This window comes from Streptococcus infantis (assembly GCF_047464215.1).
GTDB classification, from domain to species: Bacteria; Bacillota; Bacilli; order Lactobacillales; family Streptococcaceae; genus Streptococcus; species Streptococcus infantis_P.
This window is the reverse complement of the sequence record NZ_JASHCG010000001.1, coordinates 52,558-71,431: the sequence shown is the minus strand read 5'-3', so window position 1 is coordinate 71,431 and position 18,874 is coordinate 52,558. Positions and strand designations below refer to the sequence as shown.

Below are 18,874 nucleotides of genomic sequence, written 5' to 3'. Positions count from 1 at the left end.
CATCTCAAACTTAACGACTCTGTGATTGTTGGGTTGTTTGATTTTGAGTTTGTGTTTGATTCTGAGTTTGATTCCCTTGCTCTTCTTGTTTTTTCTTTTCTTCTTCCTGCTTCTTCTTTTCCTCTTCTTTAGCTTTGATTCTCGCTTCTTCTAAAGCCTTATCCGTCAAGCTATAACTATAGATCCCAACTTCCATATCAATACCACTTGGTACTGTCAATTGAGGTTTAATCTTACTATAGTATGGCAATTTTTTACCTAGTTCTGATAGAGGAACCAAAACTTCATCCGTATCATACATGGTAATCTTGAGTAGATCACTGGTTACACTAGTTGGAGCCAATTCAATCGTTTTGATCGCTTGCTTAATCTCTGGGCTAACATCAGCCAGTTGGGCAATCAAGGTCTTTACTTGCTGCTCATCGTTGAAGAGTACAGACATATAGGTTTCTGGAAGACTGACTAGGCTAACTGGACTAGTTTCCACCGTCCCACTAGAAAGAATCGGATAATGATCCTCTCCAGAAACATAATAGGCTACAATTCCGTATTCCTTGACCTGGATGGTGAAATTGGTCGGGAATTGATAGTTAATGCTAGCAGATTCAATCCAGTGATTGGACTTAATCATCTCAGCATGTTTGTCTTTATTGAGAAGTAGACTAAAGGTATAGTCACTATCACGAATCCCTGAAGCCTCTTTGATTTGATCTGCATTGGTCTCTACTGTCCCAGTGACTTCTATGTTTTTCAGAGTTGAGAAGGGCGTCAAGAGATAGATCGAAAAGGCCAAGAAAAGCAAACTCGGGATTAGAATCGTAACAGCACGCCAGATATGAACTCTAGGAATAGAAGGCTTGGTAGCCTTTTTCTTGGTTTTAACCTTCTTTTCTTCTACCTTTTCTACTTTTGCTGCTTCTGATTCTTCGGCCTGGTCTTCCACTTGTTCTGCTTCAGCTGCTTCCTCTTCAAGTTCAGACGAGGACTCATCTGCTATAAGCTCCTTCTGCTCTTCGCTATTAGGATCTACTTCCGTTGCTTCCTCTGTATTTTCGGATATATCTGACTCTTGCTCTTCTTTGGTTTCTTCAGCCTTTTTGCGCAGATACTCTCGGTTTTTCTTCTGCCACTCTGATAAGCTAGTTTCTGCATCAGAAGTTATTGAAACTTCCTTTTTGCCTGAATCTCCCTTGGCTTCTTCTTTAGCTAAGTTGGCCTCTTCTTCAGCCTTTTTTCGAAGATATTCTTGATTTCGTTTTTGCCACTCTGACAATTCCTTGCCTTGCGTTGGCTCTTGTTTCTTATCCTTTGACATCGATTTTCCTTATGATAGATCTTTTTTTAGTAGCGCATAAAAATCCGCCACAGATTTTAATTCATGAGAATTCTTCATCGTGTTCTGGTAGTCTTCTTTGTGGGTCAAAAGCTTGCTTACTTTTTCTTCTAAAGTAGACAAGGTCAAATCGCCCTCTTGCAACTCCTCAGCATAGCCTTTTTTCACAAAGTAAGCCGCATTTTCAATCTGATCTCCACGGCTAGCTTCACGCCCTAGAGGGACAATGACATGCAATTTAGCCATGGCAAGAAGTTCAAAAATAGTATTGGCACCACCACGAGTGATGACTACATCAGCCATATTCATGAGCGGTTGATAGAGTTCAGTCACGTAGTCAACACGGTAGAGATGCTGGCTTAGTTCATTTAAACTAGAATCACCAGTCAAGTTGATGATATTATAACGACTAGTCAGCTCTTCCTTGTAGTCTGTAACTAATTGGTTAAAGACACGCGCACCAGCAGAACCTCCGACGAAAAGAAGAGTTGGTAGCTTATCATTGAAAGAAGTTCGGATATCCACCATTTCCTCAGGCTCTTCAATAACAGGACCAGAAACTTTTGTAACGGCTCCTACATGCTCTACCTTAGTGAGACTAGACGCTTGCTCAAAAGTAGAGTACATTTTAGTCGCAAATTTATAGGCGATTTTATTGGCCAATCCCATAGAGAGATCAGACTCGTGGATGAAGACTGGTACTCTGCATACTCGCGCTGCGATAACAGGCGGAACAGATACAAATCCACCCTTGGAAAAGAGGGCTTGTGGACGAACTCGAAGCATGATAAAGAGCGATTGAAGAATTCCAAAAGCAACCTTAAAGACGTCAACCATATTTTGCCATGAGAAATATCGACGTAATTTCCCAGTTGCAATAGAATGGAAGGTCACATCTAGACCCGATTTGAGGACTTCTTGATACTCAATTCCGTTTTTGTCACCAATATAGTGGACTTCCCAGCCATCTTCGATGAACTTAGGCATTAACAAAAGGTTGAGGGTGACGTGTCCAACCGTTCCCCCACCTGTAAATACTATTTTTTTCATATTATCCCTTTAACTCCGCTACAGTGTCGATGAAAAGATCTCCACGTACCTCAAAGTTGGCATACATATCCCAGCTAGCATTAGCAGGACTGAGGAGAACCACATCTCCTTCTTCCGCAAGTTCAGAAGCCTTACGAGTCGCATCTGCAATATCAGTCGCATCGACATAAGCCACACCAGCTTTATCCGCTGCACGTTTGACACGTTCTGCAGATTGACCGAGGATGACCATTTTCTTAAGTCCAGTAATATCAGGAACCAATTCGTCAAACTCATTGCCACGGTCCAACCCACCAGCAATCAAGATAACCTTGCTGTTGTCAAATCCAGACAAGGCTTTTTGAGTTGCCAAGATATTGGTTGACTTACTATCGTTGTAGAATTTCACCCCATTGATTTGGTCTACAAATTGGAGACGGTGTTTGACACCGCCAAAGGCTGACAAGGTTTCCTTGATGATTTCATTGTCCACACCACGAAGTTTAGCTACAGCAATGGTTGCAAGGGCATTTTCCACATTGTGGCTACCTGGAACACCAATCTCATCAGCTGCCATGACTTTTTCGCCACGGAAGTAGAGTTGACTATCTTCTAGATAAGCTCCGTCCACCTTTTCAAGTGTTGAGAATGGTACTACAGTCGCGTTTGTCTTTGTAGCAAGCTCTTTAGCTAATTCCTGGTTGAAGTTCAATACTAGGTAATCAGCTGCTGTCATATTGCTTTGGATATTCCACTTGGCTGCTACATAGGCTTCAAAAGAACCGTGATAGTCAATATGGGTTGGCATCAGGTTGGTGATAACAGCAATTTCAGGATGAAATTCTTGGATTCCCATTAGTTGGAAAGAAGAAAGTTCCATCACAAGAGTGTCCTTATCTGTGGCAGTTTGAGCCACTTGACTAGCAGGATAACCAATGTTCCCTGATAAAAGGCCATTTTGCCCAGCTGCAGTCAGAACTTCTCCAATCATAGTGGTGGTCGTAGTCTTGCCATTTGAACCAGTAATACCAACAATCGGTGCATCAGAAATCAAGTAGGCCAACTCAACCTCTGTCAAGACTGGAATGCCTTTTTCTAGCGCTTTTTCAATCATAGGATTGCTATAAGGAATTCCTGGATTTTTTACCATGAGGGCAAAATCTTCATCCAATAATTCCAAAGGATGTCCACCAGTGACAACCTTGATGCCCTCTTCCAAGAGACTTTGCGCAGCTGGATTTTCCTCAAAAGGTTTGCCATCATTTACGGTGACAATGGCACCTAGCTTGTCCAAGAGACGAGCTGCTGACTCACCAGATTTGGCCAAACCTAGGACTAATACTTTCTTATTTTCAAATTGATCAATTCGTTTCATATCTAGAACTCCATTTCTACTCTTACTATTTTACCATTTTTATGAAAATAAAAAAGCCACAAAGGGCTTTCTTATTTGTTTTTGTCCTCTACCAATTATTCTACAGACTTGAGGGCTTCTAACATATCCACCTTTCGGAGATAATGATTGACAAAAACTCCTAGGATGGTCAAAATGACACTGACAGCTAGAACTGGGATGAGATAAACTTCCCAGCCGACCTTGGGTTGAAAACGGAAGGTACCGGGTGCGATCATCTGAATGAGAAATTGATGGAGATAAAAGCCTGATACCAATCCTACAATCATTCCAATTAGTGACAATAGGATGGTTTCCCGATATATGTAAAGGGTCACTTCTTTGTTATGAAAACCAAGAACCTTGATGGTTGAGAGTTCCCGAATCCGTTCAGCAACATTGATATTGGTCAAATTATAGAGAATCACGATGGCTAGTAGCACCGATACCAGCACCAAAATCGCCATGGTGTGATTCAGAGAATTAGCAAAACTTTCAAAGAGCTGAATGGTGGAGGCGTTTTGAACGAGGCCACTGACAGCCGCCTGGTCCATAAATTCTCCTGCGACTCTTTCAGTATTGCCTTCACTTTTATCCTTGAGTTGGACTAGATAGGTATTCATCTTAGGAGTTTGACCATATATCTCCTCATAGGTCGCCTGATTCATATAAACAAAATGGCCTACGTAGTGCTCGGTAATGGCTCCAACCTTAAAGGTTTTCCCATCTATTGTAAAGTTGTCACCAAGGGAAACTCCTGCCAACTGGGCTAATTTTTCAGTTAGAACAAGTCCGTTAGATAAGCTCAGTTTTTCCCCATTTCTTTCTAGGAGGACAAAGGGAGCCAGATCATCTTGATCCGTTACCATGATGGTCACGGTTTGAACACCTGCCTTGCCAGCATACTTTTCCTCAACCTGTTTGGAAGAAATTAAACGATAGTTTTCAACTTCATCACTCTGCAATTTTTCTTCTAGCTTTGCCTTATCAGAATCTGAAGCTCGAGAATTGACAGAGAGAACCATCTGGTATTGTTGCAAATCCTTAAACTGCCTGTCAGCAACTCCTACCACAGAAGATTGGATACCAAGCCCTGCAAAGAGGAGGGCTACTGAACCTGCGACCCCAAAAATAGTCATCAGCATGCGTTGTTTGTAACGGAAAATGTTGCGAGCTGTAACTTTTTGGGTAAAGCTCAAATGAGACCAGATAAAGGTGATGCGCTCCAAGAGAATCTTTGAGCCCTTGACTGGTGGCTTGGGTAGTAATAATTGCGCTGCTTCTTCATGCAACTCTCTGCGAGATACAAGGTAGGCAGGTAAAACGCTAGCTACTAAGCTTAGACCCAGAGCTAAGCAACTATAGGTCCAATAGAAATACTGCTGACTCTCACCAACGATCATTCGTTCAGTGATGATATGCGAGATTGTGGGTGCTAAGACATAATGACCAATCAGAATTCCCAAAAGGGTGCCAAGAGTACCAGCAACTAGACCGTAAATCACAAACTTAGCAATGATATCCTTACTATGGTAGCCTAAAGCCTTAAAGATACCAGCATTGGTCCTTTCCTCGTCTACAAATCGTGTCATGGTGGTAAAGGTAACCATGGCTGCTACGGCATAGAGAACAACTGGAAAAATATTCCCTACGGCACGAATACTCATGGCCGAGTTACTATACATGAGATAACCTTGACCAGTTGGAGAACTCTTTCGATTGTAGACATGATAGCTTGGCTCTGTCAGAGCATTGACTTCATCCTGACTGGTCTGCCATTTAGCCTTTTCGTTAGTAAGATCTGTTTCGGCTTGGCTCAGCTTTTCCTGTTCCTGCTTCAGTTGCTTTTTTGCTTCTTCTAACTGACTAGATGCTTGACTTTTTTGTGGTTCTGGTAGTTGGCTCACTTGATTTTCTTGAGCTTGTAGACGCGTTTCGATTTCTTGTAGGCGTTTCTTGCCAGCTGTCAAGTTGGTCTCTGCCTCGTCTAGTTGTTTCTTGCCCTCATCAAGGGACTCTTGGGCATCCTTCTTCATTTTCTCTAGCCGCGCTTGTCCATTATCAGCAACTAGTTCCTTTAAAGTCTCCTCTTCTTCCTCTAGCTTTTTTTCGTAATCACTAGAGAAAGGATTGACATCTGTTAGACTAGCAAAACGCAAGCGGGCAATCGTGTATACAGAGCTCTTAAAATTTTCTTCAGTTACGACAGCGTAAGCTGCTAGATTTCCATTACCACTGACTGAACTCCCCATATCTGATTTTGAAAAAATATCTGGTGAGTGGACAAAGCCTGTAATGGTATAACTATCTCGCTTCAACTGAGAATTGCTGCCCTTCTTTTGACTCAAATGAATGACTTGACCAATCTGATAGCGATCTTTCCAAAAGTCCGCCAAGGCTAATTCATCTTCTTTTTCAGGCAAACGACCTTCCGTTACTTGAAATTTTGAAATCTTATCAGTATTTGAAAAGATTCGTATGGCATCTTGGCTACCTTCTAGAGTCAAATCCGTCATATAACCAAACTCTACGGCTGCTCCCGTAAGATTTTGCAATTCTGCCTGGTCTGCCTGATCTAGACCATAATCTGCTATGACAGTAATATCAGCCAGATTGGCTTTTTGAATATAATCCCATGCTGTTCGCTCCATATTGGGACTGGCTACTTTGAGACCAACCACGGCTAAAGAACCCAACATCATCAGAGTTAGGATGGATAAAAACCGTCCCTTTGAACCTGTGAAAGACTGGAGCAGGTCTTTCCAATATGTCTTTCTTTTCATCTCAATACTCCAAATCATCAATATCCTGTGGTTGAGGATTGAGGACAACACTCTTGACACTGGCATCATGCATCTGAATCACGCGATCAGCTATAGGAGCTAGCGAAGCATTATGGGTCACGATGATAACAGTGGTACCCTTCTTTCGTGACATATCTTGCAGAATCTTTAGAACCTGCTTACCAGTCTGGTAGTCCAAAGCTCCCGTTGGTTCATCACAAAGGAGAATTTTAGGATTTTTAGCAACGGCTCGTGCAATAGAGACCCGTTGTTGCTCACCACCTGACAACTGGGCTGGAAAGTTATTGAGACGGTGGCCTAAACCTACATCCTTGAGAACCTGTTCTGGATCCAAGGCATCGGCAACAATTTCTGAAGCTAGCTCGACATTTTCTTTAGCAGTCAAGTTAGAAACCAAGTTGTAAAATTGAAAGACAAAGCCAACGTCATCTCTACGATAGTTGGTTCTCTGATGGGATGTATAGTCAGAAATATTAGTCCCATCAACCCAGACTTGCCCTTCATCGTTTGTATCCATACCACCTAGAATATTTAAAACGGTTGACTTCCCTGCACCAGATGCCCCAAGGATAATGACTAGTTCTCCCTTTTCAATCTCGAAGTTGACATCTCGATTAGCTACGATTTCTGTATCACCAGTATGATACCTCTTATAGCTATTTTTCATTTCAATATAAGCCATCCTATCTCCTCCTCTTCTCCTATTTTCATCTTTATTATAACTCTTTTGAGGAGAGAAAGAAAGCTTATCCCTGTATACATTAGAGTGATTTTAAGACTCCTTAAAATCGCTGAAAACAAGTCTTATTGGCTTACTTACCTTGTTTCTAAGGCAATTCCTCTAGTTTGCTGTTTGCTTTTTGTAGAAAATCATCTCTTATCTTCTTTTGCAATTGATTCATGAGCCAAAAAAGCGAACAAGACCAGATTCTGTTCATCAGAAAACTAGTTTTGTCCGCTTTTTATAATCGAGGCTGGGACAAAAGTCCTAGCCTCTCAATTGTCTTTGGATTGTCGAGCAAGACGCAGTGGTTGAGTGGGCTCTACTACGCTGATTTCATCAGCTTTTACAGCCCTACTCAACTGTGCGGAGGTGGGACGACGAAATCGAATTCTAACGAATTACCGATTTCTGTCCCACTCTCTATGACTTGGATGATTTTACATCACCTTATTCGTCTTCTTTTTTCTTTCCCATTGCAAAGAGACCAAGTAATGCTCCTACAAGACCTACGGCTGCAAGGCCAGCATTTTCTTTAGTGCCTGTCTCTGGGAGTTTGTATTGATGACTTGCAGGTGCTTGGTAAGTCTTATCTTGTGACATAGTAAGAGCTACAAGAGACTGCTCATCTTTGTATTCTGGAACCTCATGGATTGCTCCTTCTGATCCATTGACACTACCTGTGAATTCTGGGCTTACTTCCTGAACAGCTGCTTCGACACCATTCACTCCACCAGTAAACTCTGGAACTTCATGAATAGCGGCTTCTGCTCCATTGACACCACCAGTAAATTCTGGGACTTCGTTCTTAGCGGCTTCTACTGCATTGACACCACCTTCAAATTCTGGGACTTCTACTACTGGGGCTGGCTCGTCGCCTACTGTGCCGATTGCTTCTGTGTATTCTGGAACTTCATGAACAGCTGCTTCGACTGCGTTAACGCCACCCTTGAATTCTGGGACTTCTACTACTGGAGCTGCTTCGTCACCTGCTGTGCCAATAGCTTCAGTGTACTCTGGAACTTCATGAACAGCTACTTCGACACCATTTACTCCACCTGTAAATTCTGGGACTTCTACTACTGGTGGTTGGATTTTATCAGCTGCTTCATTTTCTTCAATGTACTCTGGAACTTCATGAACAGCTGCTTCAACAGCATTAACCCCACCCTTGAATTCTGGGACTTCTACTACTGGAGCCGCTTCTTCACCTGCTGTTCCAATAACTCCTGTGTACTCTGGAACTTCTACTACTGGGGCTGGCTCGTCACCTACTGTGCCGATTGCTTCTGTGTATTCTGGCAACTCATTCTTAGCGGCTTCTACTGCATTGACGCCACCCTCAAATTCTGGAACTTCTACTACCGGAGCTGGTTCATCGCCTGCTGTGCCAATAGCTCCTGTGTATTCTGGAACTTCTACTACTGGAGCTGGCTCGTCGCCTGCTGTTCCAATTGCTCCTGTGTACTCTGGAACTTCTACTACTGGGGCTGGCTCGTCGCCTGCTGTTCCAATTGCTCCTGTGTACTCTGGAACTTCTACTACTGGGGCTGGCTCGTCGCCTGCTGTTCCAATTGCTCCTGTGTACTCTGGAACTTCATGAACAGCTGCTTCTGCTCCGTTAACACCACCTGTGAATTCTGGAACCTCGTGGATAGCTGGTTCGGTTTTGCCTGATACTTCTTTCTTAGTTCCGACTAAGACAATCTCATCTTGTGCTGCTTCAACAACTTCACGAAGTTTTTCAGTACGGCTTCCATCTACTGCAACTTCAGTAATGATGCGTTCTTTACCTTCACGACCTACTTGAGTCACACGAGTTTCACCTTCTGGAAGAGTCGGATCATCTTGCATAATAGACTTGAAGCTGATTGCTTCTTCTACCACTTCTAGGCTAGGAAGTGCTTCTTGAACAGCTGGTTCTGTCTTAGCAGTTTCGACCTCATCTTTAGTCAATTGGATCCGATACTCTTTAACGTTCTTACCACTTTCTGAAACAAGACGTACCAAGACTGGAAGTTTATCATCACCACTATCAACAACTGTCGCCGCTACGTTTTCACCAGCTTCCACTGTCACTTTAGGACGTTTTCCACTATAGGTTACTTGGTAATCTACACGAGCTTCAGAGAAGTCAGCAAGCTCTCTACCATCCACAAGAAGTTTAGAAGCTGTATTATCCTTAGGTGCTTCACTTGGTGCGATAAAGGCCATTTCAGTGATAGCTACACCCTTCTTGTCTGCTTTTCTGTCCATGCGCCATCTCATAGCTTTAGCTTTGACTGGTGCAAAGGTTACATGGATGTCAGTTCCTGCTTGAATCTCTTGATCCGCACGGTATTCAACTTTCTCCCAGTTAGAAGGAGTGTTGAATGGGTGATCAGGATCGTATGGTTGGTAGTTAGAGTAATATTCTGGCGAATCAAATTCTGGGCCAATATAGCGCTCTAATACTAGTTTAGAAGGTGCATCTGTTCCACCATCTGCAAAGAAGCGAATGCTTCCTTCTGCTACTGAACGCTCAACAATCTGACCATTTTCTCTGAAGATAACCCCTACTGAGACTTCTGGATTTTCAGATGGACTTGCAGACCAGTTGGTCCAACGACGGGTTTCATCATCTGAACCATCGTTAACATAATCCACACGGTCATGAGAGTTTGGATCAATATCGTTAGTTGCTGAGGCAAATGAGCGGTTGCTGTCATCATCGAAGTCTGGGTTGTCTGATAGGTTTTCACCGAGTTTATCAGTCACACGTACAGCCACTTCAGCAGTTAAATCAGTACCCAAAACGCGACCATGAACTGTAAATTCACCTGCTTTTGTTAGATTTTCTGCTGGGACTGCTTCCCAATCAACAGCCAAGTCTTTCACTTCATAGTCAGATTTTCCTGTGAAGTAGACAGGAACTTTTGCTGGTAGCTCAAGGGTTTGTCCTTTAGCAACCAAGCGAGAGGATTTGGCAACAGCAACAGGTTTACTTGCGAGCAAATCTTTATCATTTGTGAAGTGTAGACGATATTCACCCAGGATATCACCGTTTTCAGCCTTGACAACAACACGAACTGGATCTCCTTCACCTACGCTTGGTACAACTGTTGCAATACCATTTTCAGTGACACTTGCTGTTACAGTTGGAGCTTTTCCTTGGCTTGCTTCTAGATAGTAGTCAGTCAAGCCTGGGTTAAAGTTTGGCAAATCTTTTCCATCTACTTGGATTTGTGCTTGAGCTTTCTTAGCTGCTGCTACCTGTTTAGAGAAGATTTGCAATTCTGTAATTGAAGTACCCCATTTACCATCTGGTCGAACCATGCGGATACGAACTGCGTAAGTGTTGACTTTATCAAAGCTAAAGTGGGTCATTTCTCCAGCTCTTACTTGATCTGGAGCCTTGAGATTTGTTACTTCTTTCCAGTTTTTATCGTCATTAAAGACATGATCTTCACGTGCTACGAAGCTTGGATTCTTAGGAACTGTTGGAGTTGCTGAACCGACATAGTATTCGATGACATAGGATTTAGGTGCACCAACACCGTGGTCTTCGTGGAAGGCGACATTGAGGTTATCAACTGAACGTTTAGACATGATACCAGAGTCACCAAAGAGAATTCCTACGGAAGCTTCACTTGTACGGTTCCAGTTTGTCCAACGGTTTGCTGGTTGGTTATTATATGAGATTAGTTTGTCATTGACATTGGCTACTGGGTCACTTGGATTTGAGTCTGATGCAAAGGCAAGTGGCAATTCTGAACCAGTCCACTGATCAGAGATGTTAGCACCAACTTCTGTTTGAGCAGAGACACGAACATGAAGTTTGGTTGGTAACTGAGTTCCTTCAACATGACCAGTAACAGTAAAGCTGCCTTCATTTGCGTACTGGCTTGGTTCAATTGCGTCCCAAGTTACTTTAGCTGAAGATACTTGGCCATTTGAGTGATAAGTCCGAACACTCTCTGGTAGTTGAGGAGCTTCTGCAACTGGAGTTGTTACGCTCACTTCCTCGACAGCAATGATACCTTCAACAGATACCTTAGCATGAGCTTCTTTTTCGAGCCCTTCTACTTTACCAAGAACATCAAAGCTATGGTATTTAGCAAGGTCTTCCTTAGCAACTGCTTGCCAAGTCACCTTGTGAACCTTTGGAAATCCTTTGTCATACTCTACAGTTACTGTAGCTGGGAGACTTGGTTCTTGATTCAAGCCTGTCACTACGCTGACTGGGCGGATTGCTTGTACGACTTTGTTTTCAGTATTTGCTTGAATGTTCAAGTCAATCTGACCTTCTGCTCCTTCAAATTGAGCTTTCAGAGTTACTTGACCTGGTTTGTGCAATTCAAGCATACCTTTACGAACGGCTACATCTCCCACACCTGTAGTTGAGAAGGTAACCTTGTCAGCCTTCAAGACTGCCTGAGTACCATCTTGGTAGTGAGCCAAGACCTTGATACCGACCGTTTGGTCTTCTTTAAGTGCAGATTCGTTCTCTACCTCTAAGCTCAATCGTTCGATTTGTGGAGCTTCTTGTAGGAATTGGATAGCATAGATTTGTAGTGGGCCACCATCATTTGGTTGAACATGGATAGTTGCTCGCATACCCGTCGCTTCACTAGCTTGAATAACAGTCACTTCCGCATTTTCAGCTGTAGCTTTGACCTCTGGCAAGGCTACTCCATAAGCAAGCTTGTGGTATTTTACAGGTTGGTCAGTCGAAAGGCCTTCAACCGCTTGATCTGCCACAGTTACGCTTGGAACTACTGGATTAGCAGCTTCACCTTCTGCCACTACCAAGGTTGCAGCAATTTCTTCATCTTCTAAAATACCTTTTGCCTGGATGCGAGATCCTGGGATAGCTAGTTTAGCTTGATCTTCTGCTGCAATTTCCCACTTATTAACATCATAGCTTGCTACAGTACCATCTGACAATACGTAAGAAACAGATTTGTCAACTGAATTTAGGTCTGTATTTGGAGCGATTCTCTTGACTACAGGCAATTCTGCTTCGAGAGCCAAGACTTCAACACGCGCTTCGACGTCTCGTCCGTCTGCCACACCTTTGACAGTCACAATTCCTGGTTCATTGACATCAACTGCTGACCATTCTACTGGAAGTTTGGCACGGCTGCCATCACTGTAGATAAAGGCTACTTTCTTAGGCATTTTCGGTGCTTGACCGATAACAGTACGTACTTTAGGTACTTCTGTACCTAAGACAGTTTTTTCTGCTTGCTCTTTTTTACCTGTAAAGATCGTTGTTTGATCAGATTTCAAGAGATCAGAGTGGGCAGTCAAGGTAAATTTACCAGCTTGCTCAGTTGATTTAACAATTACAACACCCTTACCATTGAAGGCCTTGCGAATCCATGAACCGTCAGCTTGCTCTTTGTAACGCTCACGGCTTGCTTGTTCACCGTTATCCACACCGACAATTTGACCTTGACCATGCAACTGGAAGCGCACAAGGTTGTTAGCTGTAGGAACTACATTACCAGCCTGGTCAACGATTTCATAGTAAATATAAGTGAGGTCTTTCCCGTCTGCTGCAATAGCATGTTCTTCTTTCACTAAGCGAACACCTGCAGGCTCTCCAGCAGTCGTAATCTTATCACGAGCAATTTCATTACCTGCTTCATCACGAGCCACTGCTTCCAAAGTTCCAGCTTCGAAAGCAACCTTCCACTCAAGATAAAGTTCCTTGGCATTGGCACCTTCTTGGTAAGTACGTCCATCACTTGTTTGTTTTTTGTTAAAGGTCTTCTTGCCTAGAGATTCACCGTTCAAGAATAACTCAACACTTGCAGCGTTAGAGTAAGCACGAACAGGAATCTTACCATCTGCATCCGCTACGTTAGCTTTAAGAGTAGGATCTTCCCAGTTCCAGTGAGGAAGCAGGTGAACCATTGGTTTCTTCCGAGCAGAAACCCATTGGCTTTGGTACAAGTAGTAGTCATTCTTTGGAATTCCGGCTGTATCTACGATACCGAAGTAAGAACTCTTAACTGGCGTATTGTTTTGGTTGTGCCACGGAGTAGGCTCACCGATATAGTCAGTACCTGTCCAGATGAACTGACCTGCATAGCCTGCATTGTCACGGTCAAAAGTCCAAGATGCTGTAGCTGTTTTACCCCAACCAACACGGTCATTACCGTAGTCAGACTGCTCATAATGACGGTAAGCTTGGTTGCTGTGGACTAGTTCACTTTCAGGACGGAAATAGCTGCCACGAGTACGAGTTGCAGAAGAAGTTTCTGAACCGTAAATCAACCAGTTTGGATGTTTAGCACGCAGTTTCTTGTAGTTATCTTCTGAATAGTTAAATCCAACCGCATCCAGTTCGTCAGCGATTTTCTCATGTCCACCGCTACCATCACCGAAGCGGAATTTATCTGCTCCCATTGTGACATAGCGAGTCTTGTCAACGTCTTTGATGACCTTGACCAAACGCTTAACAGTCGCTAGAGAATGTGGATCTCCTGAAGCTTCACCGATTTCATTACCGATAGACCACATGAAGATAGCCGGGTTGTTCTTACCTCTTTCGACCATGGTACGCAAGTCAAAATCAGACCATTTTTCACCTTTTTTAGCTTCTGGGTGAGTGGCATCTTTTTCAAAGAAGCGGCCATAGTCATACTGTTTCTTACCACCATACCAAGTATCAAAAGCTTCTTCTTGAACCAACAAACCAAGCTCTGCAGCAATTTGTAAGGTCTGCTCACTAGCTGGGTTGTGGGTTGTACGGATAGAGTTCACACCCATATCCTTCATCTGTTTAAGACGACGGTATTCTGCCTTATAGTTTTCTTCTGCTCCTAGGGCCCCGTGGTCATGGTGAAGAGAAACACCGTGGAATTTAATCCGTTCACCATTCAAAGAGAAGCCTTCGTTTGGAGTCCAATTGTAATAACGATAACCAAATAAATCTTTCTTAGCATCTACCAACTGGCCATCACGATAGACACGAGTTACCAATTCATAAAGGGCAGGCTTGTCGTTAAGGACTGTCCAAAGTTTTGGTTTCTCAACTTGCAAAATAGCATTTAGACTAGTTGATTGATGAGCTTTCAAGACTTGACTATCTGTACGAACCACGTCCGTTACAGCCTGACCATTTCGTTCAATAATTTGGTATTCAGCAACAATTTCATGATCTTTGTCATCTGTATTGACAATCTTACTTGATACGTGAGTGTCAACCTTACCATTTTGTTGTTTTTCAAGGTCTGGAGTTAAGATGGTTGTACCGTTTTTGGCAACATGCAATTTGTCTGTCACTTGAAGAGTAACATCACGATAGATACCACTTCCTGAGTACCAACGGCTACTTGGTTGTTTATTAACCGCATGTACAGCTACGACATTTTCACGACCGTCTTTATTGAGATAATCAGTGATGTCATAAGAGAATTGGTTGTAACCATTTGGATAGTGACCAACTAGCTGACCGTTTACATAGACTTGCGAATCCATATAAACACCATCAAAGACTAGGCGAATATTCTTGTTTAGGTCTTTTTCATCTAATTTAAAGGTCTTGCGATACCAAGCATCCCCACCATTCAGTTGTCCACCCTCATTTTGGGCAGGAGACTGATGGTCGAAGTCGTTATAGATACTCCAGTCATGAGGAAGGTCTAATTTCTTCCAGCTTGATACATCGGCATCTGGCTTGATGGCGTCTTTGGCATTAGCATTGAGTTTAAAATGCCAGTTTTGGTTAAATTCTACTTTACGATCCTCAACCAATTGATTTACCTCCTCGCTGGTAGCCGGTTTTAGGTCCGGTTTTTCCGTTTGAGAAGATTGATCTTGAGTAATTACTTGAGATTTCTTATCTAGCATGGAATCCACTTTTTTATCAGAATCTGATTGTAGAGTTTGGTCGTCCTGTGCCTTTTCAACTGCATGAGCTGGTGTAGCAACTTCACTTGCAGCTGATTCAGTTGATGCTGGCTGTTCTGGACTTCTTGTTTCACCAAGTTCCTCTTTATGAGAATCATCCGCTACTTTTTCTGTAGCAACTGTAATCGGAGTTTCTTCCGCAGCTACTGGATTTGCACCAGCTACACTTGCTCCAAATAAGACTGAGCAAGTACCGATGACTACAGAGCAAGTTCCAACGGTAAATTTCCGGATACTATACACTCTTTTTCGATTCCAATGACCTTTTCCCATAAGATCCTCCTTATATTCGTAACCGCTTCCATTTTTGTGTAAGCGCTCTACTTTTTCAGTAGTATTTTGCTTCTATTTTATAAAATAATATAAGAAACTTCAATACTGGCAGCATAAAAATCATACTTTTGATTCTTTTTTCTATAATTTGTAGAAAAGTTTAAAAATCTGAATGTACATTTAGTGAATGGTTTTACTAAAAAAGGCGGTGGGACAGAAATCGATAGACAAAGTCTCGATTTCGTAGTCCCAGCCCCGCGAGGATGATTAGGAGCTTTTTGGAGTCTAATACTCAATGAAAATCAAAGAGCAAACTAGGAAGCTAGCCGCAGGTTGCTCAAAGCACTGCTTTGAGGTTGTAGATAGAACTGACGAAGTCAGTAACATATATACGGAAAGGCGACGCTGACGTGGTTTGAATTTGATTTTCGAAGAGTATAAAAGACGAACAGAAAGTTCAATCAGCTACCGCGTCAAAGTTTGATTGCTAATAAAAAGTGAGGTCGGGATCTTTTGTCCCAACCTCTTTTACGGACTATCAAACTGATATTTCCTTATAGATTATTGACTAGATTTACCCTTTTCCAAAAGCTTGACCATCTCATTCTTACGTTCTTCTAGCTCGGCAATTTGATGGAGTAAAAATCCTGAAAAATCACATTCAAGCTCTTCAGTTTCGCCACTATTATACCAAGCTAGAGCTACTATATGATTGTCCTTATCAAAGCAAAATATGACATCTCCATCCCCGATGATAGACAGAAATGGAATATAATCCACAAAGCCCAGAGCGTGTAATTCCTTGGTTTTAAGACGAATGTCTAAGAAGTCTGGGATGCCATTTGCAATTCCCAAGACCTTAATACCTCGACAGAAGGTCCAAAATGGTGCTACATCGTAAGCCTTGGCTCTTGGCCATAGCTCTTCTCTTACCTCCATAAAGAGGCCTCCCAGAGCTGACATGGTGAATTCCCTGAAATCTTCTGGCAGACGAATGCCGTATTGATTTTCAAAATCCTGGACATCTACTTCCGATGGTTCATTGCCCATGCAGGCGACAACCTGATAAGTTTCCTTATCATAGTGACGAAAATAATCATAAACTTCCTTGAGTGCCATTATTTTAATCCTTTTTACTCAGAAATATAGACCACAAATCCAGCTGGTAAGATGACTTGATGTCCATCTTCAAGCTGGCAATGACTAGCTAAATCAACTGAATCTCTATCTAAAACAAAATTCTCAGAAGACTGGTTAAAGATGGCTTGAACTTCTTTCCCTTCATAGTTCCATTTCAAAACTAGAACATCTGGTTTCACTTCTTCTAGCTTATAGGTTCCATATTGAATAATGCTTGAAATTTCCTTACGGACCTTAATTAATTTCTTCATGAAATTCAGCATATCATTGTCCTCAGAAACACGGTCCCAAGGCATGACACGACGGCAATCGGGATCTGGTCCACCTTTAAGTGCCAGCTCTGTTCCGTAATAGATACAAGGAGTCCCTTTTTGAAGATAGAGGAAGGTTAAAGCAGCCTTAACATGCTGGATATTTCCTTTGGCAGTCGTGAGGATACGTTCTGTATCGTGAGAGTCTAAAAGGTTAAACATCACTTCCGAGATTTGTTGCTTATAGTACATAGACTGGCTATTGATTTCTGAAATAAACTGCTCCGTCTTTTTATGCTGACGTAAGAAATAATCCTTGATACTTTCAGAAAGTGGGTAGTTCATGACTGCATGGAACTCATCCCCTTTTAGCCAAGGTTGTGAGGTATGCCAGATTTCACCTAAGATATACAAATCAGGCTTTTTAGCGAGAACTGCCTTTCTAAAATCTCTCCAGAACTGATGGTCAATTTCATTGGCAACGTCCAAACGCCAAGCATCGATATCAAAATTTTCAATCCAATAGGTCGCAACACTTAAAAGAAATTTTTTAACTTCAGGATTTGCCGTATTTAACTTAGGCATATAGCTAGCAAAGGCAAAGGTATGATAAGGTAGTTCTCTTGGGTTCTTAAGTTTATCCTCTGTAACTGGAAATTCTTGAATATGGAACCAATCTTTATAAGGGGAATTCTCTCCATTCTTTAGAACGTCCTGCCATTGGGCTGACTGATAACCGATATGGTTAAACACTGCATCAAGCATGATCTTAATGCCACGTTTATGAGCTTCTTCAACTAGATTATGAATGACTTCCTTGTCTCCAAAGTGACGGTCAATCTCAAAATAATCCGTGGTATCATATTTGTGATTGGTTGTAGCTTCAAAAATCGGACAGAGATAGAGCCCAGTGATTCCTAGGTCTTTGAAATAGTCCAGATGGTCAATAATCCCTTGCAAATCTCCACCAAAAAAATCATCCCTTTCAGGAGAAATCTCTGCATCCCACGCTCGAGCTCCATCAGGAGTCAAATTAGGGTTTCCATTAGCGAAGCGTTCAGGGAAAATCTGATACCAAACAGTTTCTGAAACCCAGCTAGGAACTTGGCAACCGTCGATTTCGTGAATATAAGGAAGCTTGAAACCATTACCTTCAGCATCCAAGTTTTCTTGAGTATGTTCCACACAACCCTTATCACCATAGAAAACACCCTGACCTTCCTTATCAAGGAGTTCAAAGAGATACTGAATCCGTGCAAAATCAACCGATACTGTAACCTGCCAATAATCAAATAAAGCATCCGAGGTTACTTTAGTCATTTCTTTCTTGGCTTCATACTTATCCTCAATGAAAATAAAAGGATCTCCATAGTGCAAGATGACCTGCTGGACATCATCCTTCTTGCTCCTGATTCGGATATGTAGCTGACCTTCTTTGTACAGATAAGCATACTCTGATTCTGGTCTATGATAAATGGCTGTTAATTCCATGTCTTGTCTCCTAAAATCAATAAAAAGCGCAAACGTTTTCACAATTACTAGTTCTAGTATACTATTTAAAGATTCGATTTGCAATTTTTATACCAGTTTTACGATAGATATAATAGATTGAATTAAGGTGTGAACAAAGAGATTGGGAAAGCCAACTAAATTTCTAGAAGTTTTTTTAGAATCCATAGTGTACTATTCTAGATTCAACAAACTATATATAGATGGACAAGGGTAAAATTGAGTAGACTCTTTATGAGCTTTAAAAAGAGAGTTTCCATGAACCGGAAAACTCTCTCATCATTACGGAGCAGATGATTAAAATAAATGCTATCTGATATCTTTAATCTTCTAAAATGAAAATTTCTTCAACATGTAGTCGTAGCAATCTTGCAATTTTCATTGCTAGTTCAAGTGTAGGATTGTACTTGTCATTCTCGATAGCTATAATGGTTTGTCGACTAACGCCTAATATTTTTGCCATATCTTCCTGACGTAGTCCTTCAGACTTTCTTAACTGTTTGATATTATTTTTCATAC

At 42.0% G+C, this 18,874-nt stretch carries 8 protein-coding genes and 4 pseudogenes; all 12 read right to left on the bottom strand.

Features of this window, described 5'->3' with window-relative positions; translation table 11 throughout:
* Nucleotides 1–10 precede the first annotated feature (10 nt).
* Nucleotides 11–1,315, bottom strand: a complete 1,305-nt coding sequence (locus tag QM469_RS00270; protein WP_414275808.1) for an FtsQ-type POTRA domain-containing protein — start codon at nt 1,313–1,315, stop codon at nt 11–13.
* 9 nt (nt 1,316–1,324) lie between these two features.
* The gene (locus QM469_RS00265; RefSeq protein ID WP_414275807.1) at nt 1,325–2,383 is read right to left on the bottom strand and encodes a UDP-N-acetylglucosamine--N-acetylmuramyl-(pentapeptide) pyrophosphoryl-undecaprenol N-acetylglucosamine transferase; all 1,059 of its coding nucleotides are present in this window, start codon (nt 2,381–2,383) and stop codon (nt 1,325–1,327) included.
* 1 nt (nt 2,384) lies between these two features.
* Nucleotides 2,385–3,737, bottom strand: a complete 1,353-nt coding sequence (gene murD / locus QM469_RS00260; RefSeq protein ID WP_414275806.1) for a UDP-N-acetylmuramoyl-L-alanine--D-glutamate ligase — start codon at nt 3,735–3,737, stop codon at nt 2,385–2,387.
* 95 nt (nt 3,738–3,832) lie between these two features.
* Nucleotides 3,833–6,538 (bottom strand): ABC transporter permease, encoded by a 2,706-nt coding sequence (locus QM469_RS00255; RefSeq protein ID WP_248034752.1) that lies wholly within the window; start codon nt 6,536–6,538, stop codon nt 3,833–3,835.
* Nucleotide 6,539: 1 nt separating this feature from the next.
* On the bottom strand, nt 6,540–7,241 hold the full coding sequence (locus QM469_RS00250; protein WP_248034751.1) for an ABC transporter ATP-binding protein: 702 nt from the start codon (nt 7,239–7,241) through the stop codon (nt 6,540–6,542).
* A gap of 489 nt (nt 7,242–7,730) precedes the next feature.
* A pseudogene (locus tag QM469_RS00245) lies at nt 7,731–8,642 on the bottom strand (SIALI-17 repeat-containing surface protein); the annotation flags it as partial.
* 33 nt (nt 8,643–8,675) lie between these two features.
* A pseudogene (locus QM469_RS00240) lies at nt 8,676–8,933 on the bottom strand (SIALI-17 repeat-containing surface protein); the annotation flags it as partial.
* A 29-nt stretch (nt 8,934–8,962) separates the two neighbouring features.
* Nucleotides 8,963–15,080: pseudogene (gene bgaA / locus QM469_RS00235) on the bottom strand (LPXTG-anchored adhesin/beta-galactosidase BgaA); the annotation flags it as partial.
* Nucleotides 15,081–15,286: 206 nt separating this feature from the next.
* Nucleotides 15,287–15,455, bottom strand: a pseudogene (locus QM469_RS00230) (YSIRK-type signal peptide-containing protein); the annotation flags it as partial.
* A 561-nt stretch (nt 15,456–16,016) separates the two neighbouring features.
* Nucleotides 16,017–16,574 (bottom strand): SMI1/KNR4 family protein, encoded by a 558-nt coding sequence (locus tag QM469_RS00225; protein WP_414275805.1) that lies wholly within the window; start codon nt 16,572–16,574, stop codon nt 16,017–16,019.
* Between the two features lie 14 nt (nt 16,575–16,588).
* The gene (locus tag QM469_RS00220) at nt 16,589–18,337 is read right to left on the bottom strand and encodes a glycoside hydrolase family 13 protein (protein WP_414275804.1); all 1,749 of its coding nucleotides are present in this window, start codon (nt 18,335–18,337) and stop codon (nt 16,589–16,591) included.
* Nucleotides 18,338–18,677: 340 nt separating this feature from the next.
* Nucleotides 18,678–18,872 carry a helix-turn-helix transcriptional regulator gene (locus QM469_RS00215; RefSeq protein ID WP_006148098.1) on the bottom strand — a complete coding sequence of 65 codons (195 nt, stop codon included), beginning with the start codon at nt 18,870–18,872 and terminating at the stop codon, nt 18,678–18,680.
* Between the last annotated feature and the right edge of the window lie 2 nt (nt 18,873–18,874).

Excerpts from the sequence above, each read along its gene's own strand:
- QM469_RS00250 (WP_248034751.1), bottom strand. The coding sequence starts at position 7,241 with ATGGCTTATATTGAAATGAAAAATAGCTATAAGAGGTATCATACTGGT.
- QM469_RS00215 (WP_006148098.1), bottom strand. The coding sequence starts at position 18,872 with ATGAAAAATAATATCAAACAGTTAAGAAAGTCTGAAGGACTACGTCAG.
- murD (WP_414275806.1), bottom strand. The coding sequence starts at position 3,737 with ATGAAACGAATTGATCAATTTGAAAATAAGAAAGTATTAGTCCTAGGT.
- QM469_RS00265 (WP_414275807.1), bottom strand. The coding sequence starts at position 2,383 with ATGAAAAAAATAGTATTTACAGGTGGGGGAACGGTTGGACACGTCACC.
- QM469_RS00255 (WP_248034752.1), bottom strand. The coding sequence starts at position 6,538 with ATGAAAAGAAAGACATATTGGAAAGACCTGCTCCAGTCTTTCACAGGT.
- QM469_RS00220 (WP_414275804.1), bottom strand. The coding sequence starts at position 18,337 with ATGGAATTAACAGCCATTTATCATAGACCAGAATCAGAGTATGCTTAT.
- QM469_RS00225 (WP_414275805.1), bottom strand. The coding sequence starts at position 16,574 with ATGGCACTCAAGGAAGTTTATGATTATTTTCGTCACTATGATAAGGAA.
- QM469_RS00270 (WP_414275808.1), bottom strand. The coding sequence starts at position 1,315 with ATGTCAAAGGATAAGAAACAAGAGCCAACGCAAGGCAAGGAATTGTCA.